The sequence below is a fragment of the Corynebacterium sp. HMSC073D01 genome, assembly GCF_001815555.1.
GTDB lineage: Bacteria > Actinomycetota > Actinomycetes > Mycobacteriales > Mycobacteriaceae > Corynebacterium > Corynebacterium glucuronolyticum.
In genome coordinates, this window is sequence record NZ_KV821031.1 from 52,381 (window position 1) to 78,414 (window position 26,034).

General features: G+C 57.4%; 28 protein-coding genes and 1 tRNA gene. 20 read left to right on the plus strand and 9 right to left on the minus strand.

Features of this window, described 5'->3' with window-relative positions; genetic code table 11:
* Positions 1-70: 70 nt before the first annotated feature.
* Positions 71-346, minus strand: coding sequence for a chorismate mutase (locus HMPREF3044_RS04355; RefSeq protein ID WP_005391746.1), 276 nt, complete (start codon positions 344-346; stop codon positions 71-73).
* A 22-nt stretch (positions 347-368) separates the two neighbouring features.
* Between HMPREF3044_RS04355 and pcrA the strand changes: the two genes are divergently transcribed.
* Positions 369-2,576 (plus strand): DNA helicase PcrA, encoded by a 2,208-nt coding sequence (gene pcrA / locus HMPREF3044_RS04360; protein ID WP_005391747.1) that lies wholly within the window; start codon positions 369-371, stop codon positions 2,574-2,576.
* Between the two features lie 612 nt (positions 2,577-3,188).
* On the opposite strand, the gene HMPREF3044_RS04365 is transcribed toward pcrA, so the two are convergent.
* Positions 3,189-3,911: a M23 family metallopeptidase gene (locus HMPREF3044_RS04365; RefSeq protein ID WP_210400522.1), complete on the minus strand. Its 723-nt coding sequence runs from the start codon at positions 3,909-3,911 to the stop codon at positions 3,189-3,191.
* Positions 3,912-4,417: 506 nt separating this feature from the next.
* Here HMPREF3044_RS04365 and HMPREF3044_RS04370 point away from each other — a divergent pair.
* From HMPREF3044_RS04370 to HMPREF3044_RS12875, 6 genes are all read left to right on the plus strand, one after another.
* A complete protein-coding gene (locus tag HMPREF3044_RS04370) occupies positions 4,418-6,049 on the plus strand; it encodes a hypothetical protein (protein WP_236589123.1) in 1,632 nt (543 codons plus the stop codon).
* The gene (gene purN / locus HMPREF3044_RS04375; protein WP_083318113.1) at positions 5,946-6,536 is read left to right on the plus strand and encodes a phosphoribosylglycinamide formyltransferase; all 591 of its coding nucleotides are present in this window, start codon (positions 5,946-5,948) and stop codon (positions 6,534-6,536) included. Before HMPREF3044_RS04370 ends, purN begins: the two co-directional genes overlap by 104 nt.
* Entirely contained in the window at positions 6,526-8,076 is a 1,551-nt protein-coding gene (gene purH, locus HMPREF3044_RS04380) for a bifunctional phosphoribosylaminoimidazolecarboxamide formyltransferase/IMP cyclohydrolase (RefSeq protein ID WP_005391756.1), read from the plus strand. Before purN ends, purH begins: the two co-directional genes overlap by 11 nt.
* Positions 8,077-8,318: 242 nt before the next feature.
* The gene (locus tag HMPREF3044_RS04385; protein WP_070739592.1) at positions 8,319-9,815 is read left to right on the plus strand and encodes a multicopper oxidase family protein; all 1,497 of its coding nucleotides are present in this window, start codon (positions 8,319-8,321) and stop codon (positions 9,813-9,815) included.
* Between the two features lie 71 nt (positions 9,816-9,886).
* Positions 9,887-10,738: an HpcH/HpaI aldolase/citrate lyase family protein gene (locus HMPREF3044_RS04390; protein WP_005391764.1), complete on the plus strand. Its 852-nt coding sequence runs from the start codon at positions 9,887-9,889 to the stop codon at positions 10,736-10,738.
* A gap of 220 nt (positions 10,739-10,958) precedes the next feature.
* Positions 10,959-11,273 (plus strand): hypothetical protein, encoded by a 315-nt coding sequence (locus HMPREF3044_RS12875; protein ID WP_141759636.1) that lies wholly within the window; start codon positions 10,959-10,961, stop codon positions 11,271-11,273.
* Here HMPREF3044_RS12875 and rpsR read toward each other — a convergent pair.
* Genes rpsR through rpmB form a run of 4 tightly spaced genes read right to left on the minus strand, consistent with a single transcriptional unit; the run spans position 11,260 to position 12,243 of the window.
* Positions 11,260-11,508, minus strand: a complete 249-nt coding sequence (gene rpsR / locus HMPREF3044_RS04395; RefSeq protein WP_005391768.1) for a 30S ribosomal protein S18 — start codon at positions 11,506-11,508, stop codon at positions 11,260-11,262. The genes HMPREF3044_RS12875 and rpsR overlap by 14 nt on opposite strands.
* An 18-nt stretch (positions 11,509-11,526) precedes the next feature.
* Positions 11,527-11,832, minus strand: coding sequence for a 30S ribosomal protein S14 (rpsN, locus tag HMPREF3044_RS04400; protein ID WP_005391770.1), 306 nt, complete (start codon positions 11,830-11,832; stop codon positions 11,527-11,529).
* 3 nt (positions 11,833-11,835) lie between these two features.
* Positions 11,836-12,000, minus strand: a complete 165-nt coding sequence (gene rpmG / locus HMPREF3044_RS04405) for a 50S ribosomal protein L33 (RefSeq protein WP_005391772.1) — start codon at positions 11,998-12,000, stop codon at positions 11,836-11,838.
* Positions 12,001-12,006: 6 nt separating this feature from the next.
* On the minus strand, positions 12,007-12,243 hold the full coding sequence (rpmB, locus tag HMPREF3044_RS04410; RefSeq protein WP_005391774.1) for a 50S ribosomal protein L28: 237 nt from the start codon (positions 12,241-12,243) through the stop codon (positions 12,007-12,009).
* Positions 12,244-12,815: 572 nt separating this feature from the next.
* Here rpmB and HMPREF3044_RS04415 point away from each other — a divergent pair.
* From HMPREF3044_RS04415 to HMPREF3044_RS04440, 6 genes are all read left to right on the plus strand, one after another.
* Positions 12,816-13,091 carry a type B 50S ribosomal protein L31 gene (locus HMPREF3044_RS04415; protein ID WP_005391776.1) on the plus strand — a complete coding sequence of 92 codons (276 nt, stop codon included), beginning with the start codon at positions 12,816-12,818 and terminating at the stop codon, positions 13,089-13,091.
* Complete coding sequence (gene rpmF, locus HMPREF3044_RS04420) at positions 13,091-13,264, plus strand: 50S ribosomal protein L32 (protein ID WP_005391778.1); 174 nt, start codon at positions 13,091-13,093, stop codon at positions 13,262-13,264. Before HMPREF3044_RS04415 ends, rpmF begins: the two co-directional genes overlap by 1 nt.
* Before the next feature lie 360 nt (positions 13,265-13,624).
* The gene (locus HMPREF3044_RS04425; RefSeq protein ID WP_005391779.1) at positions 13,625-14,317 is read left to right on the plus strand and encodes a response regulator transcription factor; all 693 of its coding nucleotides are present in this window, start codon (positions 13,625-13,627) and stop codon (positions 14,315-14,317) included.
* 86 nt (positions 14,318-14,403) lie between these two features.
* Complete coding sequence (locus HMPREF3044_RS04430; protein WP_070739595.1) at positions 14,404-15,813, plus strand: sensor histidine kinase; 1,410 nt, start codon at positions 14,404-14,406, stop codon at positions 15,811-15,813.
* A gap of 14 nt (positions 15,814-15,827) precedes the next feature.
* Positions 15,828-16,979 carry a trypsin-like peptidase domain-containing protein gene (locus HMPREF3044_RS04435; RefSeq protein ID WP_005395799.1) on the plus strand — a complete coding sequence of 384 codons (1,152 nt, stop codon included), beginning with the start codon at positions 15,828-15,830 and terminating at the stop codon, positions 16,977-16,979.
* Positions 16,980-16,989: 10 nt separating this feature from the next.
* Positions 16,990-17,532 (plus strand): MogA/MoaB family molybdenum cofactor biosynthesis protein, encoded by a 543-nt coding sequence (locus tag HMPREF3044_RS04440; protein WP_005391785.1) that lies wholly within the window; start codon positions 16,990-16,992, stop codon positions 17,530-17,532.
* Positions 17,533-17,681: 149 nt separating this feature from the next.
* Here HMPREF3044_RS04440 and HMPREF3044_RS04445 read toward each other — a convergent pair whose 3' ends face one another.
* From HMPREF3044_RS04445 to HMPREF3044_RS04455, 3 genes are all read right to left on the minus strand, one after another.
* Positions 17,682-18,281: an SAF domain-containing protein gene (locus HMPREF3044_RS04445; protein WP_231286145.1), complete on the minus strand. Its 600-nt coding sequence runs from the start codon at positions 18,279-18,281 to the stop codon at positions 17,682-17,684.
* A gap of 449 nt (positions 18,282-18,730) precedes the next feature.
* The gene (locus HMPREF3044_RS04450) at positions 18,731-19,540 is read right to left on the minus strand and encodes a hypothetical protein (RefSeq protein WP_070739598.1); all 810 of its coding nucleotides are present in this window, start codon (positions 19,538-19,540) and stop codon (positions 18,731-18,733) included.
* Positions 19,541-19,554: 14 nt separating this feature from the next.
* Complete coding sequence (locus HMPREF3044_RS04455; RefSeq protein ID WP_005391788.1) at positions 19,555-20,103, minus strand: 5-formyltetrahydrofolate cyclo-ligase; 549 nt, start codon at positions 20,101-20,103, stop codon at positions 19,555-19,557.
* A 71-nt stretch (positions 20,104-20,174) separates the two neighbouring features.
* Between HMPREF3044_RS04455 and HMPREF3044_RS04460 the strand changes: the two genes are divergently transcribed.
* The 7 genes from HMPREF3044_RS04460 (at position 20,175) to HMPREF3044_RS04490 (ending at position 26,024) form a co-directional block, all read left to right on the plus strand.
* Entirely contained in the window at positions 20,175-21,074 is a 900-nt protein-coding gene (locus tag HMPREF3044_RS04460) for a UTP--glucose-1-phosphate uridylyltransferase (RefSeq protein ID WP_005395802.1), read from the plus strand.
* A gap of 59 nt (positions 21,075-21,133) precedes the next feature.
* The gene (gene glp, locus HMPREF3044_RS04465) at positions 21,134-22,408 is read left to right on the plus strand and encodes a molybdotransferase-like divisome protein Glp (RefSeq protein ID WP_070739601.1); all 1,275 of its coding nucleotides are present in this window, start codon (positions 21,134-21,136) and stop codon (positions 22,406-22,408) included.
* A gap of 2 nt (positions 22,409-22,410) precedes the next feature.
* Positions 22,411-23,076 (plus strand): GNAT family N-acetyltransferase, encoded by a 666-nt coding sequence (locus tag HMPREF3044_RS04470; RefSeq protein ID WP_005391791.1) that lies wholly within the window; start codon positions 22,411-22,413, stop codon positions 23,074-23,076.
* A 99-nt stretch (positions 23,077-23,175) separates the two neighbouring features.
* Positions 23,176-24,252 (plus strand): divisome protein SepX/GlpR, encoded by a 1,077-nt coding sequence (gene glpR / locus HMPREF3044_RS04475; protein ID WP_040429069.1) that lies wholly within the window; start codon positions 23,176-23,178, stop codon positions 24,250-24,252.
* 60 nt (positions 24,253-24,312) lie between these two features.
* Positions 24,313-24,385, plus strand: a tRNA-Ala gene (locus tag HMPREF3044_RS04480).
* 567 nt (positions 24,386-24,952) lie between these two features.
* On the plus strand, positions 24,953-25,360 hold the full coding sequence (locus HMPREF3044_RS04485) for a DoxX family protein (protein WP_070739604.1): 408 nt from the start codon (positions 24,953-24,955) through the stop codon (positions 25,358-25,360).
* The gene (locus tag HMPREF3044_RS04490; RefSeq protein WP_005395814.1) at positions 25,353-26,024 is read left to right on the plus strand and encodes a zf-HC2 domain-containing protein; all 672 of its coding nucleotides are present in this window, start codon (positions 25,353-25,355) and stop codon (positions 26,022-26,024) included. Before HMPREF3044_RS04485 ends, HMPREF3044_RS04490 begins: the two co-directional genes overlap by 8 nt.
* Positions 26,025-26,034: the final 10 nt, after the last annotated feature.

Here is a 26,034-nt window from a genome sequence, read left to right on the forward strand (position 1 = left end):
CCCGGATCGTCGCTTCATCGTGTCTCCGATCGTGGCTTCATCGTGCACCGGATCGTGGGCACATGGAGAACTACCCCAACTTGCCTCGGCCAAGGCGGAGCAGGATCGCGGCGAGGGCAGGACCCTCCTCACCGATCTCCTCCCGGAACTGGTTAACGATCTCCACCTCGCGGGTGTGCACGAGGCGCACACCACCGGAGGCACGCCGTGTACGGCCAATAGCGCGGGAGATCTCCGTACGCCTCTTTACAGCGTCCAAAATGACGTGGTCGAGGCGGTCAATTTCCTTCCTGAGCTGCGTGATTTCTGCTTCACTCAGTTGATCTTCTGCACCGGTGTTACTCATACCCGCTATTGTATAACTCGTTATGGCACCAACAGATCTTGTTTCAGACCTCAACCCGCAACAACGCGACGCCGTCCTGCACGACGACTCGCCACTACTTATCGTGGCAGGAGCAGGCTCCGGCAAGACCGCCGTGCTCACACGACGTATCGCGCATCTCCTTCGATTCAAGGGGGTGCAGCCATGGCAGATACTTGCCATCACCTTTACCAACAAAGCAGCAAAGGAGATGCAAGAACGCGTCATCGGCCTCATCGGTCCGGAGGCGCAGAACATGGCAGTAGCGACCTTCCACTCCACCTGTGTGCGGATTCTGCGCCGCAACGCACAGCTGGTTCCCGGTTTGAACTCCAACTTCACCATCTATGATTCGGATGATTCAAAACGTCTGCTTCAGCAGATTGCCAAGGACATGGACCTGGACATAAAGAAGTTCTCCCCACGGGTGCTTGGGAACAAAATCTCTGGGTGGAAAAACGAGCTCATCGGCGTGGACGACGCTGTGAAGGAGCACAAGGTAATTGGTCAGGTATACGGCTTTTACCAGGAACGTCTTCGCCGTGCCAACGCTCTCGACTTCGACGATCTCATTGGTGAGGTCGTACGGATCTTCCGTGAACATCCGGACGTTACCGCTTACTACCGCCGTCGCTTCCGCCACGTTCTCGTAGATGAGTACCAGGACACTAACCATGCCCAGTACGAATTCATCTCCGCACTGGTGGGCAAGGATGGAACGGGGCTGTGCGTTGTCGGTGATGCGGATCAATCAATCTATGCCTTCCGTGGTGCTACGATTCGAAACATTCGCGAATTCGAGCGCGATTTCCCCAACGCCACCACCATTCTGCTGGAGCAGAACTACCGCTCCACACAAAACATCTTGTCTGCTGCTAACGCAGTTATTTCGCACAATGAGCACCGCGGCAAGAAGAACCTCTGGACTGACCAGGGGGCAGGTCCAAAGATTATTGGCTACGTGGCCGATAGGGAAGAAGACGAGGCGCGGTTCATCGCCAGCACCATTGACGATCGAAACCTGCCCTATAACGAGGTAGCGGTCATGTATCGCACGAATGCCGCCTCCCGCGTGATTGAAGATGTCTTTATCCGCACCGGCATTCCGTATCGCGTCGTCGGCGGTACGCGGTTCTATGAGCGCAAAGAAGTCCGTGACATCATCGCGTACCTCCGTGTCGTAGATAATCCCGACGACGAGGTGTCGCTGCGACGAATTGTGAACACGCCACGGCGCGGTATCGGTGACAAGGCTCTCGCCTTCGTCACAGCTTTCGCCTCTCGAGAGAACATTTCGCTGTATGAGGCGATGCGACACGTTGACGAGGTGGATTATCTCGGTGCACGTGGTCGCAATGCGATTGCTAAGTTCGTCGCCATGATGGAGGAACTGCGTGCCGGTACGCAGGAGGTTGGTGACCTCATCAACCTGATTACAGACGTGTCGGGCTACCGGGACGAACTGGAAAAATCGAAGGACCCGCGGGACGAAGCCAGGCTGGATAACCTCAATGAGCTCGTCGCGTACGCCCGCGATTTTGCGCAGCAAGCCCGCGCCAATGACGAAGATGACTCTGTCCAGGCGTTCCTCGAACGGGTTTCCCTTGTCGCCGATGCTGACCAGATCCCCGATGCGGGGCAGGGCGTGGTCACCCTCATGACGCTGCATACAGCGAAGGGACTCGAGTTTCCCTACGTCTTCCTGCCCGGGTGGGAGGAAGGCCAGTTCCCCCACATGCGCTCGCTGGGGAACACGGAAGAGATTGAGGAAGAGCGCCGTTTGGCTTATGTGGGAATTACGCGGGCAAGAAAGCAGCTGTTTATCTCCCGCGCGCTGCTCCGGATTGCTTGGGGAAATCCGCAAACGAATCCAGAATCGCGCTTCCTTGGAGATATTCCCTCCTCGCTCATCGAGTGGGAGCGTGAGGAACCAGCCTACGGCGTGGGCGGTGGTTACAGCTCGTACGGTGGCAACGATGGATGGATCGGCGGTCCGCGCCGGGTGAAGAAGAAACCAGCTTCCTCGCAGTCTGTCCCGGCATCCTCATTGAAACTGGCTGTGGGGGACATGGTTAACCACGAGAAGTATGGTGTAGGCACTGTCCGGGAAGTGTCCGGAATTGGTAAGCACACGACGGTAACCATCGATTTCGGATCTCACGGAACGATTAGGCTTATGCTTATCGGGAACATCCCGATGGAGAAGCTCTAGAAACGTGTGTGAACGGCCTGTGTGAACGGTCGTGCGAACGGCACGGTTCTAGAACACAGTGCTAAGGGCAGGGAGCGAACAGCAGCCGCGCAATGTCAGGAATGCGGGGTGACGGAGCCGGGGGATGCTGTTGCTCCCCGCATCTTTCTGCGAAGGTAGCTGTGAGGGGAAAGCTGAGTAAAAGCGAAGAAAACAAAGAAAATCTTAAGATTTACGCCATTCGGGGGTAGGGGGGGTTCTCTTCGGATAGTGAAGATAGCGACCATGCCGTTGTCACGCACGGCATGGAGGAGGGGAATTTTCTCTCGGTGGCGAAGCGTGCCGGTGTCATTTCTTGGCGAAAGGCGCAAATTCCCGCCTCTCGAGGCCGTAGAGAGGCAAACGGAGACAAATCGGGTTTCTATGCTTCAAACCCTTAAAAAACGCTAAGAGGGGCGTTGGGGGTGTGTCTCGAGGAATACGCCGTGTGCGGGAAGGCTAGGAGCGGAGAACACGGAGGTACGGAGGGAAGGAGCGGAGAACACGGAGGTACGGAGGGAGAGGGCCTGGAATATGAAAAAGCCACGGCATGGGAGCCGCGGCTTGTGGAAGAGGTTTGGGATGAAGTGGCTGTTAGAGGTTGATTCCTCGTTCGGCGAGCCACGGGATGGGATCGATAGCTCCGCCACCATTCGGGTGAACTTCGAAGTGTAGGTGAGGGCCGGTGGAGAATCCACGGCTGCCGATGCCGGCGATGCGCTGGCCTGCGTGGACCTGGGCACCTACCGTCGTTTCAACGGTCTCCATGTGGCCGTAAACGGTGATTGTCCCATCTTCGTGCTTGATACGTACCCAGTTGCCGAAGCCGGAGGCCGGGCCTGCGTCGATGACGACACCATCTTCGGCGGCAACGATTGCTGATCCCATCGGACCGGCGATATCGACACCGGCGTGGAGGACACCCCAGCGACTGCCGAAGCCAGAGGAAAGGGTTCCTTCAGCTGGGCGAACTACGAGAGGTGCGCGTGCGGCTTCGTCGGCGGCGGCGCGCTCATTGTCGTACTCGACGGCTTTGGCGATTTGGTCTTGAACGTTAGCAGCTGGCTTAAACTCGGCAATGTTAAGAACTTGCGGAGATTCGTTGGAGGTGGTTGGGGTAGCGGTTGCAGTTTCGGCGACGAGCTGCACCTGGCTATGGGTTGTTGTCGCACTGTCTGCGGTGATATTCGCAGCGACGGCACCGGTTGCGCCGGCGGTGGAAACAACACCGGTGGTGACAGCAACTAAACTGACGCGACCTTTCGGTGCGCTTGGAGCCTTACGGTGGGCCCCGGCTGTCGACCGCTGATGAGACATCTGCTGCTCCTCCAACCTCTGTAAAAGGCCACTGTGAAAAGTATGTTTGTTACTACTACTTAACAACTTCGTGACCATTTTGTTACCTAATACTGCTTAACGAGATGAAACGATAGCGTAACGAAATCTGGGGGGCAAGCAGAATTAGGTAGGATTACTGTCGTTTTCGCCCGGAAATTCGTTACATATCCATCGAAAGGTGGTGGTTCGATTTCTATGGCTCGCGTCGCCTCCCGCACTTGGGTGCAAAACCGTGGCACAGTTTAAGAGTGAATGTGAATGTAGGACCCTCTCGCAATTCCGCACGTCCAGGTGGTTCGTCTCGTCATGGGCGGCGGCCCTCGTCGGGGAATGTTGACCCGTCAACCAAAGGTTTTACCGGATCTGGGCACGCTCGCACGCGTCGGCTCGTCATGCCGTTCATCGTTTCTAATGTGATAATAATCACAATTTCGGTTGCGATTTCACTTGCGTCTCTCCTTTTCACATCAACCACTCTTGTTGCTTTGCCGGGTTCCGTCGCACAGGCCTTCCTTGTGATCAACGGTGGTGCAATTGCGGGCAGCGGGCAGGTGATTAGCGCCGTGCCCCTCCTGCCTGCCTTGTGCGTCTGGCTGCTCACCGCGAAGACGACCCACAGCCTTGTAAAGATGAAAGCCTCCATCAGGGATTTGGGGATTATTCTCACTGTCGCCGTGGGTATTCCTTTGCTACTTACGCTGACTGCAACTGCCATGCTCTGGAGTGCGTCAATGGTATTCGCTATGGGGATTCCTCCCATCGCCACTTTTGGCAGAGTCGTCGTTCTCCATGGCTCGGCTGTGCTTGTGGGTATGGGGCCACGCCTGTGGGGTGCGCTCGCCCGTCGATACTCTGTGCCGGAGGCCTGGGTGAGTGCGGCTTATGCGGCTCTCAAACTTCTCGGACTGTGGCTAGTGGCAGGTTTCGTCCTCGTTGTCGCCATGACCATGGTGCGGTGGCAGGTCGTTGGGCACCCCCTCGTCGCTGTTGGCTACGTTCCAAATGCTGCCATCGGTGGAGCCGCTGTTGTCTTGGGCGCCGACTTCCGCGTTGGGGAGAGCTGGGTCTCTCTGTTCTCGGCGCATCCAGGAATTCTGCCCCCCGTGCAATGGCTAGTGGCCATGCCCGAAGAAGTGCACCCAGCTGCAGGATTCCTCATGGTGGTCGCATTTCTCATTGCCCTGTTTGTACTCAAAAATATGCCAGAATACGGCCTCGCGGTCGCTCCGTTTACGGCGATAGGGATGGGAATTCTGCTCTATTTATCCAGTGGCCAGGTTGGTGTACTGGGATATGTCGGGAGTACGTGGTGGCTTGCGGTGCTCCTCGCTGCTGTCTATCCCGCTGCGATTGGCTTGGGTGGAGTTGTTTTGCGCGTCCTCGGGGGTAAAAATGCACGCTCCGGTGTGGACGCATCCGCAGAAGCCCCAGAAACGACACCGGAGAGTAGTTCCCCTGCCGATGCCTCCAGTGGTCGCGCTGGAGATCCGAGCGCAACACGTGTGGCTGACTCCGGCGATGGGGCTGATACTGACCCGGGCCCGCACGACGGTGTTCGCGATGGTGTTGAAGATGCAGTCGACGATGCTGCTGCTGATGAGTCTGAACATGTGGGTTCGGAAGACGTGCCATCCGATGAACCCTCTGGCTCCACATTGAATGCAGAGGACAAGGCATCTGCCGAGGACACTGTTGTCGCGGGGAGCCGTGCTGACACAGACATCCGCACCGCTACCGTCGGCGAAGGAGATATCGCCGAAGGCGGCAGCAGCTCCAGCACACCCGATCGCCGTTCCGGCGAGGGGCACGGGGGCCGGGGTCACGAGCAGGACAGCGATGCTGAAGAAATAGAATCGGACACGGGTGGTACACCCGCTCGTGGGCACGAAAGTTCCGAAGCCGGCGACCGTGGGGGACAATGGGATGAGACATCAGTAATCGAGCAGGGAAAGGTCACCGAAGACGATGATGCGAATATCCCACACGCTGCCGTCGATCCCCACGGAATTGGGGATGAACAACGCAGTTCAGACAGCCCCCGAGAAAAAAATGCGGGTGGTAGTTCTCGCCTCTGGGTCGGGGACACTTCTCCAAGCGATGATGGATCGGGACAGTAGCGTCTACGAAATTGTCGCTGTGATCACGGACCGGCCCTGCGTTGCTAACGAGCGCGCGCGGGCTGAATCTGTCCCCACCCAGGTGGTTGAGTTCACCCCCGGCGACCGGGACCAGTGGAATCGCGATTTTCGGGATGCTGTTGCTGCATATACGCCGGATGTTGTCGTGTCCGCTGGACTGATGCGCATCGTCTCGGAGGATTTCCTTGCTGGCTTCGATGTCGTTTTGAATACCCATCCTGCGCTCTTGCCAGCTTTCAAAGGCGCTCATGCAGTGCGTGATGCCTTGGACTATGGAGTGGCGGTAACGGGTTCCACGGTGCACAAAATGGATGCCGGGATGGATACCGGTCCGATTGTTGCGCAGTGGCCGGTGCTCATTAAGGAGGATGACGATGAGGACTCCTTGCATGAGCGAATTAAGATAGTTGAACGTCAATTAATCGTGAAAGTGCTCGAGGAAGGCTTGTGGCGTAATGGGCAGTAAAGATCAAAAGATTTCGATTAAGCGGGCACTCATTAGTGTGTTCGATAAAGAGGGCCTCGACGAGCTCGCACAAGGGCTGCACGAGGCGGGGGTTGACATTGTTTCCACAGGTTCGACGGCGAAAGTTATCCGCGATGCGGGTGTCCCGGTGACCGATGTCAGCGAGATTACGGGGTTTCCGGAATGTCTCGATGGCCGCGTGAAGACGCTGCATCCCGTCGTACACGCCGGCATCCTCGCCGATACGCATGTGCCAGCACATATGCAGCAGTTGGAAGAACTCGGCATCGAGGGGTTCCAGCTCGTCGTTGTGAACCTGTACCCGTTTGAGCAGACGGTGGCTTCGGGTGCAGGGTATGCGGATTGCGTCGAAAAGATCGACATCGGAGGACCCTCTATGGTTCGTGGTGCGGCTAAGAACCACGGTTCCGTTGCCGTTGTTGTTGATTCCGCCGACTATGGTAGAGCTGCGGAGGCCGCGAAGAACGGCGGGTTCACCTACGCAGAGCGGCAGGAGCTCGCGCTCAAAGCATTCAGTCACACCGCTGCCTACGATGCACACGTTTCTCAGTGGTTCGCTGAGCAGCTGGGTGCAGAGGCTGGTGAGAGTGGCACGGTGCGGGCATTGCGGTACGGTGAGAATCCGCATCAAAAGGCTACGGTGCGCATAACCGGTGAGGGGCTTGCAGCCGCGCAGCAGTTCGGCGGCAAGGAGATGAGCTTTAACAACTACCGCGATGCGGATGCCGCGTGGGCCGCAGCGTGGGACCATGAAGATCCGTGTGTTGCCATTATCAAGCACACCAACCCGTGTGGCATTGCCGTTTCTCACACCTCGCTTGCCGATGCACACAAGAAGGCGCATGCCTGTGACCCGATGAGTGCGTACGGTGGAGTGATCGCTGTGAACCGCCAGGTGAGCATGGAGATGGCGCAGCAGGTGCGGCCAATTTTCACCGAAGTGATCATCGCGCCGTCCTACGAGCCCGCCGCGCTGGAGCTGCTGCAGGAGAAGAAGAACTTGCGTATATTGCAGTGCGACGAGCCGCATCGCGGTGGCACCCAGCAGATGTTCATCTCTGGTGGTGTCCTAGAGCAAGATCGAGATGTGCTGCAGGCCGAGGGTGATGATCCCAAGAACTGGAAGCTCGTTGCCGGTGAGCCCGCTACAGCAGAGGTCCTGGCAGACCTGGAATTCGCTTGGCGCAGTATCCGCTGTGTGAAATCCAACGCGATTCTCATCGCTAACCAGGGCGCCACTGTGGGCGTGGGAATGGGACAGGTCAACCGTGTGGATTCCGCAAAACTTGCGGTTGAGCGCGCGAACACGCTCGCAAATGGGACGAACCGCACCGCAGGCGCTGTCGCCGCCTCTGATGCCTTCTTCCCCTTCGCTGACGGTTTCGAGATCCTCGCTCAGGCTGGGGTCCAGGCTGTGGTTCAGCCTGGTGGCTCCATTCGTGACGAGGAAGTCATCGAGGCTGCAAAGAAGGCCGGCGTGACCATGTATCTCACGGGGACTCGTCACTTCCTGCACTAACCGCCCGGGTACCGGCCTGGATAGTGAAGGCTAGTGCTGTGCAGTTGAGTGCTGTGCAGTCCGCCCAAGCCTGGTGAGTGTGCGTAAACCGCCTACCACGACTGTGGTAGGCGGCTTGTCATTTGCGGGGTGGATAGGGGAGAGGAGCTCGACTGGCTGGAGATACGCGACTCACTCAGAATGGTTGGGTAGGGCCCGACGGCTTTTTGAAAGTGCAGCCCTATCAAACTAAAGTTTGATGAATGATTACCCGACGCTCATTCCTTACCTTGTCAGCCGGGGCCGCTGCTGTGGCAGCTACTGGTTCCGTTCTCAGTGCTTGTTCACCGGGTGCCCCCACACCGGAGAGCTTTAACCGCGAACTGCCCATCCCGCCGACAGCCGATTCAGAGGTCATCGATGGGGTGCGCGTTTTCCACCTCACTGCTCAGGAGGGGACGTCGGAGATTGTACCAGGGAAGCAGACAACGACGTGGGGTTTCAACGGTCCTCATTTCGGCCCGACGGTGGTTGCCAGCCGTGGTGAGCGCGTCCGGCTGGAATTTGAAAACCGACTGGATGAGATGACCACCATGCACATCCACGGGATGAAGCTCCCGGCGATCATGGACGGTGGCCCGCACAGCCCGATCGAGCCGGGGGAGACCTGGACGACGGAGTTCACGATCGACCAGCCGGCAGCGACGGTGTGGTACCACCCGCATCCACACGAAGCGACGGGGCTCCACGCTTACCGTGGCCTCGCTGGCGGTTTCGTGATCACCGACGAGGATATGCCGGACATCCCCGCTGACTATGGTGTTGACGATATTCCGCTCATTCTGCAGGATCACCGCTTCAACGAGGATGGCTCTTTTGACGAGACTGACCTGCCAGACCTTGGGCTCCTCGGGGACACCCCAAACGTGAATGGGTGCACGAATCCGGTGTTCCATGCCACCACGTCTCAGGTTCGGTTCCGCCTGGTCAATGGGTCGAACATGCGATTCCACAACCTTGCGCTGTCTGACGATCGCCCATTCACCGTCGTCGCCACAGACACGGGATTCCTTCCCCATCCGGTGGAGGTCAAACGCCTCCCCATCGGTCCGGGGGAACGCTTCGAAATCATCGTTGATCTGGAACAAGGGGAAGAGATCTTCCTCCGCTCCGTTGGTTTTCCACACCGGCTGGGGCTGCCGAAGGACGATTCCGTTCCAGACTTCGGTGTGGAGGACACCTACTATCTTCTCCGCATCGTCGGGCCGCAGGACGCACAACCGCCGCGGGACATTCCTGATCGGCTTGTCGACGCCGAGGATGTGGTTCCCGAGACCGGTTTCCAGCGGTCTTTCGCACTCAACACCTTCGAGATCAATGGGAAGCGAATGGACATGCAACGCGTGGACTTCGTTATCGACCATGACACGCCGGAACAGTGGACGGTGACGAATGAGAACAGCGACTGGATTCACAACTTCCATATCCACGATGCCTCCTTCATGGTGCTCGATGCGCCGGATACCGATGAAGTGTGGACACAGGGCTGGAAGGATACGGTGACGATCCCGCCGGAGACAACGGTCACCCTCGCCGTCACCTTCGGCAACTACCCGGATCCCGCCTGGCCGTACATGTACCATTGTCACATGCTTTACCACGAGGACAATGGCATGATGGGGCAGTTTGTCATTACGGAGCCTGGAGGAGCCCCGGCGGCGAGTATCGGGGCGGGGGCTGAGCGCAGCCACCACCACTAGGAGGAGACCGTAGGCAGGAAGCGACGGTGGGAAAAGCGTCGACAAGCGTGCTAGCCGGGTACGATGAACCCATGAACAATGAGAACATCATCCTCGGACCAGCCATCATGTTCGTGCCGTGTAACCGCCCCGAGCGGTTTGCCAAAGGAATCACTAGGGCAGACATGATCATTCTTGATTTGGAGGATGGTGCCGGGGCAGAACACGATGCACAGGCGCGGGAGGAAGCGCGACAGAATCTCATCAATTCCCACCTCGATCCTGCACGCGTTATCGTGCGCATCAACGGCCCGGAGGCTCCGGGGTTCCTCGAGGATCTGGAAGCATATAAGCAGACCGAGTACGGGCCACTCATCGTGCCGATGCTGCGGGACGGAATCCCCCCTGAGGTCGAGGGGCTGCCGATCATCGCGCTGATCGAGACACCACAGGCTCTCGTCCATGTAAACGAGATCGCTGCCCACCCGGATGTCATCGGGTTGTATTGGGGTGCCGAGGATCTGACGATGGAGCTCGGTGGCACGCACTCGCGTTACCAAGATGATGAAACGATGCGACCGACACACCTGTACCGCGACACCATTCAGGTTGCCCGCACAATGGTTCACGTCGCTGCCGCTGCCCACGGGAAGTTCAGTATTGACGCGTCCTTCGCCGACTTCTCCGACCCGGAGGGGCAGTACCGTGAGGCTGTCGATGCGGCGCGCATCGGCTTCGCTGCGACGGCGACGATCCACCCCGCACAGACGGAGCCTGTGCGCCGGGCCTATTTGCCGGACGAGGAGACGTTGACGTGGGCCCGTCGGGTGGTAGCGGAGTCCTATAACCACCCCGGCCCCTTTAAACTCGATGGGCAGATGTGTGATGCCCCACTTATCAAACAGGCTTTCCGCATCGCCCGCAGAGCCGGTGACGAGGTCTAGAACGATCCCAGCGTTTCCCAACGCACTCTGCGATTACCAACGCCCTCAACACTTCCCTACACTCCGAACGCCTCCAGGTAGACCTCTGCCAAATAAGAGAGTCCTTCAGCGGTAAAAGAAGGAAGCGACCTTCATTGAAGAGCTCACCTGCGGGTGTTTCCGCATCTCGGAAAATACATGGACATGCACAAGTCATGTCGGTGCGACGAAATCCGGACGGGTGAACGAGAACGAGAAAGAGCTGTTGTGGTGCGCGCTTGAACTTGTCACCGAAAACAGGCATCGGAACAACGAAAGATTAAAAGTATCGAAGCCTGATGCCATGCGAAGCTGGATATCATGCGAAGCTGGATATCATGCGAAGCTGGATGCCTTTACGAAACTGAACGTTCATCCTGAAGCTGAACGCTCAGCAGCCAGGTTAGGGGAATCGGAAACCAAAAATCCAGTTGCTGTTCGGGATGCAAAAACCCACCAGGAAAACCTGGTGGGTATTTTTAAGCTGTTATCTCCTCGGCCGCTTACCGGCTGGTGAACGGCAGGAGAGCCATCTCACGGGCATTCTTGACCGCGGTAGCAACCTGACGCTGCTGACGCGGGGTGAGCCCGGTGACGCGGCGAGAACGGATCTTGCCACGATCGGAAATGAACTGACGGAGCGTGTTCAGATCCTTGTAATCAACCTTCTCAATGCCTGCGGCCTTGAGCGGGTTCTTCTTGGGGCGGCGGGACTGCTCGATGCGCGCCCTCTTTGCGTTATTGCGCTTCATTTACAATCTCCCTAGAAATTACCAGCTGGACTTACGAACACCGGGAAGCTCACCGCGGTGAGCCATCTCACGCATGCGAACGCGAGACAGACCGAACTTGCGGAGGTAGCCACGCGGACGACCGTCGTGGGAGTCGCGGTTGCGAACACGCACGGGGCTGGCGTCACGGGGCTGACGGTTCAGTTCGAACTGAGCGTCGAGACGCTCGTCGTCAGTGGAATTCGGGTTCTTGATGATCTTCTTGAGCTCAGCGCGACGCTCCGCGTAACGGGCGACGATCTCTTTACGCTGCTCATTCTTGGCAATCTTGGACTTCTTAGCCATGAATTATCGCTCCTCGCGGAAATCGACGTGCTTGCGGACGACCGGATCGTACTTCTTGATGGTGATGCGATCCGGGTTGTTGCGCTTGTTCTTACGGGTGACGTAGGTGTAACCAGTGCCAGCCGTAGACTTCAGCTTAATGATCGGACGAATATCGTTACGTGCCATAAGAACTTAGACCCTTTCCCCGCGAGCGCGGATACGGGCAACGACGGCTTCGATACCGTCGCGGTCGATGACCTTGAGGCCCTTGGTGGACACGTTCAGCGTGATGGTACGGCCCTCGGAGGGCAGGTAGAACTTACGACGCTGAATATTGGGGTTCCAACGGCGGTTGGTGCGCCGGTGGGAGTGCGAGACAGACTTGCCAAAACCTGGCTTGCGTCCCGTTACCTGGCAAATTGCCGACATGGACTTTCTTTCTCCTAACCGCCCACATCGTGACAAACGCGCACGAAACTGCACCTAACTAGGTCAGTGTGCTGCGATTAGCCGGTCGACGAGGGCGTAAACGTATACTTTTGACAACAGCAAGCGACTACCTTACACGGGACCCCCGAAAATTCCTAATTCCCAGGCGAAGGGTAGCGAATCGAGTTCGTTTCTCTGTAGGTGACTCTAACAGAGCGTGCGTACAGGCGCGCGTCAAGGTGATAAAGCGGTAGTGCAGTGACGCAGTGATGGAGTAATAAGGTATACGCAACGCGGGAACGGGAACCGTAGGATGCGAGAAAACCGTGGGGGAGGCGTCGACAAGCCTGAAACTTTACGTCCTGGCGGGGGAGTAGCGTGCGCGGGCAGTTACCGGGGTTTGGCTTTATTGTCTCTGGCGTGTACTATGCCAAAGGTTGCTCGATGTGCTCCCCTGCGGGCGCTGAGAACACTGTAAGAAATAAGTACCCAACTCAGGCACGACCCGTTTCGCTCATGGCGAGTGCACGACGGGGACGACCTGAAGTCTCAATCCTGAGGGAACTAATTTTATGAAGAAAGATATCCACCCTGATTACCACCCCGTGGTGTTTCAGGATGCGGGTACAGGACACAAGTTCCTGACTCGTTCCACCGTTACGAGCGATCGTACGGTCGAATGGGAAGATGGCAACGAGTACCCGCTCATTGTTGTTGATGTGACCAGCGAGTCCCACCCCTTCTGGACCGGTGCACAGCGTCTCATGGACACTGCTGGCCGCGTCGAGAAGTTCCAGCGTCGCTTCGGCGGCATGGCTCGCCGTAAGAAGAAGGGAGCGACGAAGTAATGGCAGTCCCAAAGTTTCGTAAGTCCCGTGCAAACACGCGTATGCGTCGTTCGCAGTGGAAGGCTCACAACGCTGACCTGCAGGCTGTGAAGATTGACGGCCGCGAGGTTCTCATTCCTCGTCGCCTGGTCAAGGCAGCCAAGCTTGGTCTCGTAGACGTCGAGCAGTTCTAACGTAACCTGACGTGCCGCATCCTCCGGATCGTGGCACGAGAGGAAAAGATGCTTCGGAACAATCCGGAGCATGCTAAGAACGGCATCCTGGAATCTTTCCAGGATGCCGTTTTTCGTGCTATCCGGGGGGACATCCGGTATTGCCAATGTCGGACAACCTTCCTTCACCTGTCGTAGCGTGCCGTTTTTGGGGGTATGCTTTGACGTTACACAGGCGTAACTTAGCTGGTAATTACCTAGCTCACCTCGAAGAAGTCTGGAGCTGGCATGATAGTCACCTGGGGGCAAACTGGAGTGAGGTCTAAAAGGAGCTTCCTTAATGGTATTATTCTTAGAAAGACCGCATTTTAGAGGGAAGAAATGAAGATACTTGTTGCTGATGATGAACAAGCGGTGCGAGAATCGCTTCGACGGTCGTTGACCTTCAACGGGTACGAGGTAGTCCTGGCTGAAGATGGTGCTCAGGCTGTCGAACTCATCGAAAAGGAACAGCCGACGCTCGTCATCCTTGATGTGATGATGCCGCAGATGGACGGACTTGAAGTGTGTCGCACTTTGAGGAGCACCGGCGATGACCGCCCCATTCTCCTCCTCACCGCACGCGATGGTGTTTCTGACCGCGTTGCTGGCTTGGATGCTGGTGCTGATGATTACCTTCCCAAGCCGTTCGCGTTGGAAGAGCTTCTAGCGCGCGTGCGCAGTCTTTTCCGCCGTTCAATTACTGAATCTCAGGCTCCTGAGCAGCCCAAAGAATTGGAATTTGAGGATTTGGTGCTCAACCCCGATACGCGCGACGTCACGCGAGGTGGGAAGCCAATTAGCCTCACTCGGACGGAGTTTGCTCTTCTCGAATACCTGATGCGCAACCCGCGGAAGGTGCTTTCCCGCTCTGACATCCTGGAAGAGGTGTGGGGTTACAACTTCCCCACGTCGGGTAACGCTCTCGAGGTGTACATCGGCTATTTGCGCAAGAAGACGGAAGCCAACGGTGAATCCCGCCTCATCCACACCGTTCGCGGTGTTGGCTACGTGCTGCGAGAGACGGCGCCGTGATCTTGCGCCGTGGAGTGGCGCGTCAACGTTCCGAGTGGGGCCGTAGAGCTCCTTTACGCTGGCAGCTTTCCCTAGTCACCGCCCTCATGGTGGCTGTAGCTGTTGGACTCATGACAGTGGTGGCGTACTGGGTGGTTTCTACTGCCCTCACCCGTAACGTCGATGTAGCCATGAAGGAAAAGGCGGAATCGCTCATCAGTGAGACTGTTGATCCCGCCTTCCTCTTGGACCCCGCTGCCGAGGTGACCGCTTTCAAGAGCTACAACCCTGACACGCGGGCAATGGTGTACATTCCCGGTTCGCCCAACCCCGTTGGCGATTCGATCCAGCTTGTTTCCGAGATCCCCGTTGTTCAGGGCGGCCAGGAGCTGAGTATTCGGAACGCCGGCGAGGAGCGAGTGCTTGCGCTGCACGGAAACACGGGCGCAACGGTTGTTCTTGCACAGGATATGGCAACAACCCATCGCATCATCAACAACCTGGGAATGGTGCTGCTACTGATTGCAATTGCGGGCGTGCTCATGGCAATCGCTACCGGAATTGTTGTGGCCTCCACGGGTCTACGGCCGATCGCTCGGCTGCAGCAAGCAGTGAACTATGTTGCCCGTACCGACGAGCTGCGTCCCATGGCCGTCGTCGGAAGTGATGAAATCGCCCAGTTGACGCGATCCTTCAACGACATGCTCGCTGCTTTGCAGGCTTCCCGCAATAGACAGACGGAGTTGGTTGCCGACGCAGGTCACGAGCTGAAGACTCCGTTGACTTCTCTACGCACCAACGTCGAATTGCTCATGATGGTGAGCAAACAGAAGAATGCGATGATCTCCGACGAAGATCGTGAGGCTATCGAAAAGGACGTTGTCGCTCAGATTCAGGAAATGTCCACCCTTATCGGTGATCTCGTTGACCTGGCTCGAGAGGACGGTAGCCGAGAATTCGTGGCTGAAGATGTTGACCTCATGGAGGTTATGGACACGTCTCTGGAGCGTGTGAAGCGTCGCCGTCCCGATGTGTCGTTTGCATTCAACCCGTACCCGTGGAAGCTCAAAGGCGATCCCTTTGCTCTCGGGCGCGCCACGCTAAACCTCATGGACAACGCGGCAAAGTGGTCGCCCCGCAACGGCACAGTAAGAATCAATATGAAGCCAGTCGAATCCGGAATGATTCAACTTACATTCGCGGACTCAGGGCCCGGCATCCCGCTGGCTGATCGAGACAAAATTTTCGAGCGTTTCTATCGTTCAGCAGAGGCCCGGTCTATGCCCGGCTCTGGCCTCGGGCTAGCAATTGTGAAAAGTGTGATTAACAGGCATAACGGCACGATCACCGTCGGCGATTCGGACGACGGCGGGAACCTCATGACTGTCATTTTGCCCGGAACTGCTGGGAATCTCCCCGCAGATGACGAGGACCGAGCTACCCGTTCACAGCAAGATGGCAGCAGAAGTGATTTCCTTACACAGCTCTGGCAACGGAGAAAATACAGGACAACGTAATAAGATCGTTCACTATGACATACGGTGAATCTATGTGGAACGCTCCACAGCCGAACGACGCTCGTGACGCCGTGGAAGTTAGTGAACAAGAATCGTCTAAACAACCCCGGAAAGTGGGACTGCCGGCCGCCCTGGCGTTAATGCTCGTCGGAGCTGTAGCCGCTGGTTCCATTACCGGGGTTGCAGTTTCCTCGATGCAAAATGCTCAGGAGGAGACGACTTTTTCCCAGGAAGCCCCGGTAAATACCGACCCCGCCCCGGCCGGATCTGTCGAAGCCGTGTCAGCCAAGGTTCTCCCCTCCGTCGTTTCCATTCGTGTTCTCTCGGACAGTGCTCTTGGTGAAGGTTCCGGGTCAATTATCAGCAGCGATGGTCTCGTTCTGACTAATAATCACGTCGCCGGAGAGAACTCCCGTGAGATTGAAGTGACCCTGAACAACGGGGAGCGCCATCCCGCGGACTTTGTCGCGGGCGACGCGTCTACCGATGTGGCGCTTATCCGAATCCGCGATGTTCACGGGCTGCCAGCTATTGAACTCGGCAATTCGGATTCCCTCGCAGTGGGACAGCAGGTGGTTGCGGTTGGCTCTCCGCTTGGCCTATCTGCAACGGTCACTACCGGTATTATTTCTGCCCTGCAGCGTCCGGTGCGTGCGGCTGGCGGGGAGGCTGGTCAGTCTTCGCTTATCGACGCTATCCAGACGGACGCTGCTATCAACCCCGGCAACTCCGGTGGTCCGCTCGTAGACATGGATGGTCGGCTTATCGGTATGAACTCGGTCATCGCCTCGCTGTCCTCGGGCTCCAGCCAGACGGGTTCTATCGGCCTCGGTTTTGCAATCCCGGTGAACAACCTCAAGCGGTACACTGATCAGCTTCTTAATTCCGGCGTGGTAACGCATCCCATGCTCGGTGTGAAGCTCGCCGTGAACTCCCGTTTCGATGGTGCACTAGTCGCAGGGGTCGATCCCTCGGGTGCCGCAGCAGGTGTGGATCTTAACCCCGGTGACCTCATTACGCGCATTAATGACAGGCGCATCGACTCCGCAGATTCACTGATCGCGGCCGTCCGTTCGGAGGACTTCGGATCAACGGTGACGTTGGAGGTGACGGATCCGGATACGGAGAAGACGCGAACGGTAGAGGTAACTCTCTCGAGCGAGTAAGTTTTTGGTTATGACCTTTTTCGACGACGTTGCCGAGCCGGATCTTGCGAGCCTGCGCGCTGAGGAGGAAGCGAACCTCGAACCGACTCCTCATCGCGCCCTCGTCGTAAACATTCGCGATCGCAGCAACAAAAATTCCAAGCTCCTTGCTGAGCTTCTGCACGAGGGTGGATTCCACGTCGGAGGCTTAATTGAGGTAGAGTCCAAGCGATCCGCAATACGGCAGGCAATCGAGACCGCCGTTGTCGGTGGAGTCGATCTCGTTCTCACCGTCGGCGGTGTCGGGGTTGGCCCACGTGATAAAACCCCTGAAGCAACGCAGCCGTTGCTGGATATGGAGATCCCCGGCATCGCCCAGGCCATTCGCGCCTCGGGGATCGCCTGCGGGGCACTCGATGCCGCGACATCGCGAGGGATTTCCGGGGTGTCAGGTTCGACGCTTATCGTGAATCTGGCGGCTTCCCGAAGTGCTATCCGCGACGGTGTAGCAACACTGCTCCCACTGTCGCATCATGTCGTTGGGCAACTTCAGGGATCCTCGGATGGCAACTAGGAGGAGTCGGCGCCGAATTTCCAAGAAATCCACGCACGATTATGACCGGGAGGCGGATCGCCCAACAGCTGGTCAACCTGGTCAGCCAGACAGAATTGTCCAGCTTGACGACGATGCCTCCGCATCCCCCTCGGAATCCGATGGAACCTTTACTGAGGAGTTTTGGCGGGAACAGATGCCACCGCACTACGCACAACGACGGTGACAGGTCCATTCAGAGTGGCGCTGGCGACCGCTGGGGCCAGGTCGCTGTCCATCGCCACCAACACCGTATCTTTTCGTGGAAGGATAACGGTTGCTTTTTCGCACACAATAGATCCGTCCCCAGCAACAATTGTCACCGAATCCCCATGTTTGAGAAGCTCACTCGTAGCTGGGTCAGCGAGCCTGAGGGGGACGGAAGTAAGCCCGGCTGGTGTAATTCCTTCGCCCGTGTAGCTCGTTGATGTCAAAATCTGTCCCCGGCTGAGTGTCGTCACAGCAACGTTGCCATGGGCTGCGGTGTCATCCGTCACCGCATTGTCGGGGATGAGACTCTGTGGAACTGAGGTGCGCGAAAAATCGCTGGGTGCAAGCGTTTCACCTGCGGAAACAGTGCGACTGAGGGTGACCACTGTGGGATCTTTTCGTGTGAGAGAAAGCGTGGCAGCGAGGATAACAAGACTGACGGCAGCGATCCGGCGCAGCCACAGGCTGCGGTGCCACCCCGGTGTGAGAAAGGCGTTCATGACTGTTAGACGTGCGAGCACCGTGCTTAGGTTCCGCGCAGTAGCCAACCGGATCGCTGGCCGAATGAGCTACGGCTCGCACGAACGACTCAAAGCCACTGGAGAGCCAGTGGAGGGGAACTTAGTGACGGGGGTTCGGGAGCGCGACGGATGAGAGAAAACCAGGGGTAAGAAAGTCGAGCTAAACGAGTAAGCGTAAGGAAACGGCATCCGTGTTGGTCCGTGGGTCTTTTAAGCCGGAGGAACTGTACCGCGTCCGTGGACTCCGGTCGTGTCTACGTACTACTGGATCTACGTACTACTGGATAGGGAACAGTGCACATTTGCCGAAACAAGGTCATGGGGTTCTTGGTCTTCCTGTGCGGGCCTCATGTATGTGGCACAGGGGACGATCATGACCACGCAGTGTATTAGACCGGCTGCCCGGTTGTGCAGCCTGCCGGTTGTGCAGCCTGCCTGTATTCCGCTTGCTAGTTGTGCAGCTTGGCTCCGCCCACGGTGAGGCAGACAACGAGCAGGAGTGCGATCCCGGCAAGACCGGCAAGGCCAGCCGCAGAGCCCGAACCGAAGCCACCGGTGAGGGGTAGTCGCTGGGTAACAGAGGCATCATAAGCGCCGTCCTGTGCAGACACGCCGTCTGCACAAAGCTGCAGGGAACTGCGGAGGGCCGCATCGTCGGATCCCTCAGTAACCTTTTGCATGCGGGAATTCAATGTGCCGATTGCTTTGCTGGCTACCTTGGCGCCGCGGTCACTCATCATTTGCAGCACTTGACCGTTAGAGGACAGCGTCGACTCCGCTAACGTTTTGTAAAGGTTCTCGGACTCGAGGAATTGGGAAGCCTGTGCCTGCGGGATAAGGAGGGTGGGAATCTGCTCCTCCGGGGCCGGGTACGAGGCGATGTTAAGTTCCTGCTGGTTCCACCCTGCAGCAGTTGCCGAGTTCTCTAGTTCCGTGAAGGCCTTTTGACCAGCATTGATGTCGTCGTCGGCGATCTCCTGCTCCTGCATCTGCAGGTCAGTTAGCCGATCAACGACATTGAAGTTCTTCCTCACACCGGACGGCAGATCATTCCTCAATCCAGTGCGGATATCGGAATTCATACGGACGACCGCGTCACTTTGATCCTTGAGAACGGACTGTGCCCCCGAGGAGTCGGTGATCTGGCAAACGGGTCCGAACTGCGGGTCGATTCCCACGTTTACATCGTAGGCGGAAGCGACCGGGGCACAAAGTGCGAGCGTCGCGGTTGCAAGGGCGGCAGTAAAAGAGAACTTCATAGCGTCATAGTGTACTAGTCAGTGATCACACAATCGCACTGTGCGTCGTGTGCCTCGTAGGGAACCTCGGGGAGGACCTCGTCGGAGTAAACGACAACGGCACGGGCAATCGTGGGGTTTGCGTCAAGTAGCCGGTCGTAGTAGCCACCGCCTTTTCCAAGTCTGTGCCCCTGGGTATCAACCCCCAGCGCGGGAACGATGATGAAATCGATTCCGGCCTCCTGCAGTGTTGAAAAAGGTTGGGTCGTGGGTTCCGGAATACGGTAGGCCCCTGGTGCCATGTGGTCGTCGTCGATGTACTCGGCCCACGCGAGCTGCCCCTGGGGGAGGGAGAGTGGCAGAAAAATTGTCAGTCCGGCATCTTTCAGAGCGGGGATGAGAAAGCGTCCTCCTGGTTCCCCCGAAGTGGGGTAGTAAGCGGACACGCGGGAAGCACCACGCCGCGTGATTTCCGCGACAACATTCTGTGCGAGCCGGGCATCGCGGATAGCTGCTGTTTCAGATTGGGAGCGTGTCTTTCGTTGCGCGAACAGGTGCTTCCTGTATTCAGCTTTGGTTTCCATGTCTCCACTCTAGACACGCAAACACTGACCTAGTGGACGTTTGGGGAGAGCGTATTAGTAGTGTATTGCTCATGACCCTATCCATTTCAGACCATAAGCATGCGGTGAAGACTGTCATCGTCCCTGCCGCAGGCATGGGTACGCGGTTCCTGCCGGCCACCAAAACCGTTCCTAAGGAGCTGCTTCCTGTCGTTGACACCCCCGGGATTGAACTCATTGCTGAGGAAGCAGCCGCGCTTGGAGCGTCACGCCTCGCTGTCGTAACCTCCCCGAACAAAAAGGAGGTTCTCGATCACTTCCGCCCGCACGAGGTTTTAGAGAAAACTCTCGAGGAGCGGGGCAAGGACGAGCAGCTCGCGAAGGTGCGTCGGGCACCGGAGATCATTGATGCAATTGCCGTTGAGCAAGATAAGCCATTGGGTCTCGGACACGCTGTGGCCTGCGCCGAGTCAGCATTGGACGATGATGAAGACGTTGTCGCCGTCATGCTTCCGGATGATCTTGTGCTTCCCACGGGTGTGATGGAAAAAATGGCTGAGGTTCGCGCCCGCTTCGGTGGATCGGTTCTCTGCGCGTTTGATGTCCCCAAGGAGGAGGTTTCCAACTATGGGGTCTTCGATGTAGAAGAGTGTCCGATGGATGACGTCGCCCGCGTGAAAACGATGGTGGAGAAGCCGTCCGTCGAGGATGCCCCCTCAACGCTTGCCGCCACTGGGCGCTACTTGTTGGATCGGAAAATTTTTGATGCACTCCGCAGGATTACCCCTGGTAAGGGAGGCGAGTTGCAGCTGACAGACGCGATCGAGCTGCTCATTGAGGAGGGGGAGCCGGTTCACGTCATCGTTCACCACGGAACGCGCCATGACCTCGGCAACCCAGGCGGTTACATCAAGGCCTGTGTGGACTTTGGTTTGCAGGATCCCGTGTACGGGCCGGGGATTCGTCGCTTTTTGGAGGATCTACTCGGGTAGAGTTTTGTCCCGTAGGGCATAAGTAGGAGATCGTGGCCACGTGGCCCGGAGGAGTTGTTATGCGATCGGTGAAGGCACACAAGGAAGTAACCCTGGCGAACGCGCTTGTGCCCGATCCCGTCCGCATGGCTATCACAGATGCCGGTGGTCTTCTCGCAGCCGAGGAGGTTCAAGCGGCACACCCGTTACCGGGATTTGCGATGGCTGCCATTGACGGTTACGCCGTTCGGTCGGTTGATGTTGGTGGCACGCGCGCGATTGTCGGAAACCACGGGGAGGACACACCTGAGGATCCCTCCAGCCGCGACGCTCGCCTGCCCGTTGTGGGTGAAATTCCGGCGGGTTCACAACAACCGATGCGTTTGCAGCCGAAACAGGCCATGCGTGTACATACCGGTGCTCCACTTCCCACGCTGGCAGATTCAGTTTTGCCGCTTTCCTGGTCAGACAAGGGAACGTCGTTCGTCCGCCCTCTCAAACCTGTGGCATCCGGAGAATTTGTACGGGGAGTTGGCGAGGACATTAATGAGGGCGATGTGGCTGTGAGCCCGGGGACGATCCTCGGCCCGGCACAGATCGGTTTGCTGGCTGCCGTCGGTCACTCGAAGGTGTTGGCGTATCCGCGTCCCCGAGTATCAGTGTTGTCTGTCGGCAAGGAACTGGTGGACATTGACCGCGTTCCCGGGCGTGGACAGGTGTACGACATCAATTCCTATGCTCTTGCTGCCGCCGCAAAGGACGCAGGGGCGGATGTTCGTCGCGTGGGAATTGTTGAGGGGGAACCGCGACGCATCCGTGAGGTCATCGAGGGTGAGACGATCCGCAGCGAAATCATTCTCATTTCCGGGGCTGTTGGTGGTGCCGGTGCGACGCAAATTCAAGGAATCCTCTCTGAGCTAGGTGAGGTTGACACCACTCGAGTGGCGATGCACCCAGGTAGTGTTCAGGGGTTCGCTGTCTTGGGATCGGATGAAGTTCCTTGCTTCCTGTTGCCTTCAACACCTGTATCATCGTTGGTTATTTTTGAGGCCTTCGTTCGCCCCATGATCCGCGCAGGCCTGGGGAAGCGGCCACTTGACCGGCGTCTCGTGAAAGCGCGAGCTCTTGGGCCCTTGCAATCCCGCGTCGGTCGGCGTGGCTTTATCCGTGCCCGACTTATGCGCGACGCGGAGACTCAGGATTACCTTGTTGAGGGGCTTTCCGGTGCGACAGGCTCTCCGGCCCACTTGCTCGCGGGGCTCGCGGAGGCGAATTCGTACATTGTGATCCCCGAGGAGCAACCCGATGTTCGCCCGGGCGACGTTGTCGATGTCATGTTTCTCTCTCAGGGCTAGCAATGATTGATCGGCTTGCCCATTTGCTTTTCGACGAACCGGAGTCTCACCCCGGATGGCCTGAGGCAACCCCGGTAGCTACGCTACCTTCGGGGATCAGTGTTCAGCTCCGCCCAACGGTCAAAGCTGATGGCAAGCTCTGGTCTGCTTTTCGACGAGAAGATGAGGACTCACTCCGAACGGTAGAGCCCACAGCTCTTGATTGGAAGGCCGCGAACTCGGTCAGCGCGTGGAACACGAATTTCAAGTTCCTGTCGCACGAGGCCTACGCCGGTCGACTCGTGCCGCTCGCAGTCACCGTCAACCGCGCCTTTGCCGGTCAGCTTACTTTGGGCAATGTCCAAAGAGGAGCGGTCAGCGAAGCATGGATAGGCTACTGGGTGAGCTCCCGCTACCGGGGTATGGGGGTGGCCACGACAGCGGTCGCTCTCGGGGTTGACCACGCCTTCGCGCGGATGAAACTGCACAGATTGACCGCGACGTATCTTCCGGAAAATGAACCATCACGTGCAGTCCTGTCCCGAATTGGTTTCCAGCAGGAGGGATACCTGAGAGGGGCTTTGCATATCGACGGGCAGTGGAGAGATCACGTCATGGTGGCTCTCAACGAGGACGACTTTTCCACTCTCGCCATCAACAGACTGTGGCGGATGGGGCGAGTAGTTTAATTTTCCGCCTTTCCGCGTGGCATAACCCGCAGCTACCGGCGCGAAGCTTAAGATTCACATAGCGTAAAAATCGTCGTCTAGCTTGAAGGTGGAACCCACGTGTCCGGAAATCTTCCCATCGTGCTCATCGTAGTGATGTGGATTTTCGTCCTCGCGCCCCTGCTCCTTCGTGGGCAGAAGCCGATCAGGCGTACTAACAAAGCTCTTGAAGAGACCCGCGTGGTGTACGAGGGCGGTTCCGGGACAATCAACGTGCCGCGCCGTCGACCGCGTTTTACTAAGAGCGATATCCATCGCGAGGATGCGGAGGTGTCCGAGGATTACGAGCTTGTTGGTTCCTACGAGCTCGAAGACAACCTCGATGACGAAGAAGGAGCGTCGGCTTCGGAACAAAGCTCCGCTGACAACACTGAGGCTGAAGCAGTGCTGGATGGGGAAGTGCTCGCGGAATCGGGTGGAAGCGTCGCCGTGCGAGTGGATGCGTCGATGCTTGAGGACCTCACAGCAGCTGACAGTAGTGACACGAGCGAAATCGAAGAGAACAGTGTTGATCTCGGCGCGCCCAGCGAAAAAGAGCAGGGCGAGTGCGGAGACACATACGACCTCGACACGTCCTACACAGAACCCGCTGATTTGCTTTACCCCGGTGAGCCCGACACCGACGAGCTCGAGACTACTGAGGCTGCCGTTGCTGAAGATAACGATGCGGAATCACAGGAACTCAGTGCCGAAGAAATTGCCTTCGCCGAGCGTAGAAAAGGTCGCGGTGGATTTGACCCTCAGGCAGATGCCGAGGTCAGTCTCGACCGCTACGAGCGACGCAAGAGAACACTCCTTGCCCTAGTTGTTGCTTTGGTTGCGTCGATTCCCGTCGCGTTCCTTGTCGGGCGTTGGATGTGGATGCTCCCGGTACTCGTTGTCGCCACGATTGCGATGTATCTGTGGGCGCTACGTCAGCAGGTGAAGCAAGAAAATCGGGTTCGCGCTCGGCGAATCCGTAACCTCCGTCGCGCTCGCCTAGGAGTGAAGTTGGGGGCAGAAGAGGAGAAATCAATCCCCGCCCGCTTGCGCACGCCGGCCGGAATTGTGTTGGAGGTCGATGACCCGTCTCCAGATTTCGATGGGTCGCTGCCAGAAGTACAGTTCGTATCCTCGGAGCTGCAGCAAGCCGGATAAAGCGCCCCCCATTTTTGGAAATTGGTTGCGGGAGAGTATCGTTAGTCACCGTACCAATGAGGGGCCTTGGCGCAGTTGGTAGCGCGTCTCGTTCGCAATGAGAAGGTCGCGAGTTCGATTCTCGTAGGCTCCACGGTTGGCATTTCCCCAGGTGAGTGTTCGCCTGGGGATTTTGCGTATCTGATCGAGTGAACTCGTTCGTTCTCTTCACGTAGTGGGGGTTCATCCGTGCTGCTTAACGCCGGATTGGTGATCATTTTTTCTCCCGCTGTGGAGTCCAATAAAGGCAGCATTCGATGGCGGGGATGTGCACTGCGCCACGGTTACTTCGTAGCACTTATGTGACAATGGAATACAAAGTCTTAACCAGGGCTGGAATGAAAACCAGGATCAGGCTTACGAAACAGGGGCCCGGTTTAAAAGAACAGAACCCGGTTGAGAAAACCAGATCCCGACTGAAGAAAACGGAATCAGGCGTGAAGGCTCACGATGGGGGGAGTTCACGCTGCATCCACGATGCAGTGGCCAGAAACCGGGGTAAGGAGGGGGATTCGAGCAATGCGTGGGTTCCACAAGAGTTGCATTCACGTGTGTGAGTGAAACAGGTTTTGTGTCGTTGCTGAGCGCAGTACATACAGCTGGCGCGCGTTGAAAGAGAGTATCTCATGCGACGAGTGGTAGGGAAGGTATCCTAAGTTTCATGGATCGTCCCTTCATTCGAGAAACTGCACTGTTGCTCCTTCGTTTGGTGCTGGGCGTAGTCTTCATTGCCCACGGGTGGGACAAGATGTTTATTACCGGGCCAATTGAGACCGCAGGCCAATTCTCCGCAATGGGCGTGCCAAATGCTCGATTTTCCGCCTACGCCTCCGGGATCGCCGAACTAGCCGGTGGTGGAATGCTCATTCTTGGGTTTTTAAGCACGATTGTCGCCGGAGTTCTCATCCTGTTGATGGGTTCCGCGATTTTCTTCGCACACTGGGGAAACGGGTTCTTTGTCAGTCAGGGAGGGCCAGAATTTGTGATGGTCCTCATCGCCGCGCTGATCATGATCGTCGTCTTTGGTGCGGGTCGAGTGAGCCTAGATCGGGTGTTCGCCGATGATTAGCTGCCAGGAAATTCAGCGAGCGATTTCGGCAAAGCTGGACAACGAGAAAGCGGACATCGATGACACGATCATCGAAGCGCACCTCGAGGGGTGTGCGGACTGCCGAGCGTATCTAGAAAATGCTCGTTTGCTCAAGGCTGAGCTTTCGGTTACGGATGATGACGCACCTGACCTCACAGATCTTATCCTTGCTGGAGTTGGTCCAGAAGTGCGCCGAGCAGAAAGCCGTAGAGCGACCAGCCTCGCAATTGCGCGTACCTTGCTCGTCCTCCTTGGGATCGCCTACATCATCTGGGCAATCGCGACTCTCGTAGAGTCAACGCACCTCGTGACAGAGGGGATTTTCTCCGAAGATCCCCTCGTTTCAGACATGATGGTCAACCTAGCGGCGGCTCGTGTAGCACTCGGCTTTGGGCTGCTTTTCGCATCCTGGAAGACAGAAGTAGCAACGGGAATGCTGCCTATCTTTGCCACACTGTGGACCTTCAGCTTTGGGTTTGCCGCACGAGACCTCATCGTGGGGACGCTTTCCAACGGCAATATCGTCGGTTTGCTGCTTCTCCTAGCAGCAACGCTCGTACTGGTCTGGACGTGGTTGTCCGGCTACGGCAGGTCGGCTGTGCGGAGAGCCTGGCAAGCTGCCAATGCCAGGCCAACGTTCTAATCATTTCTGG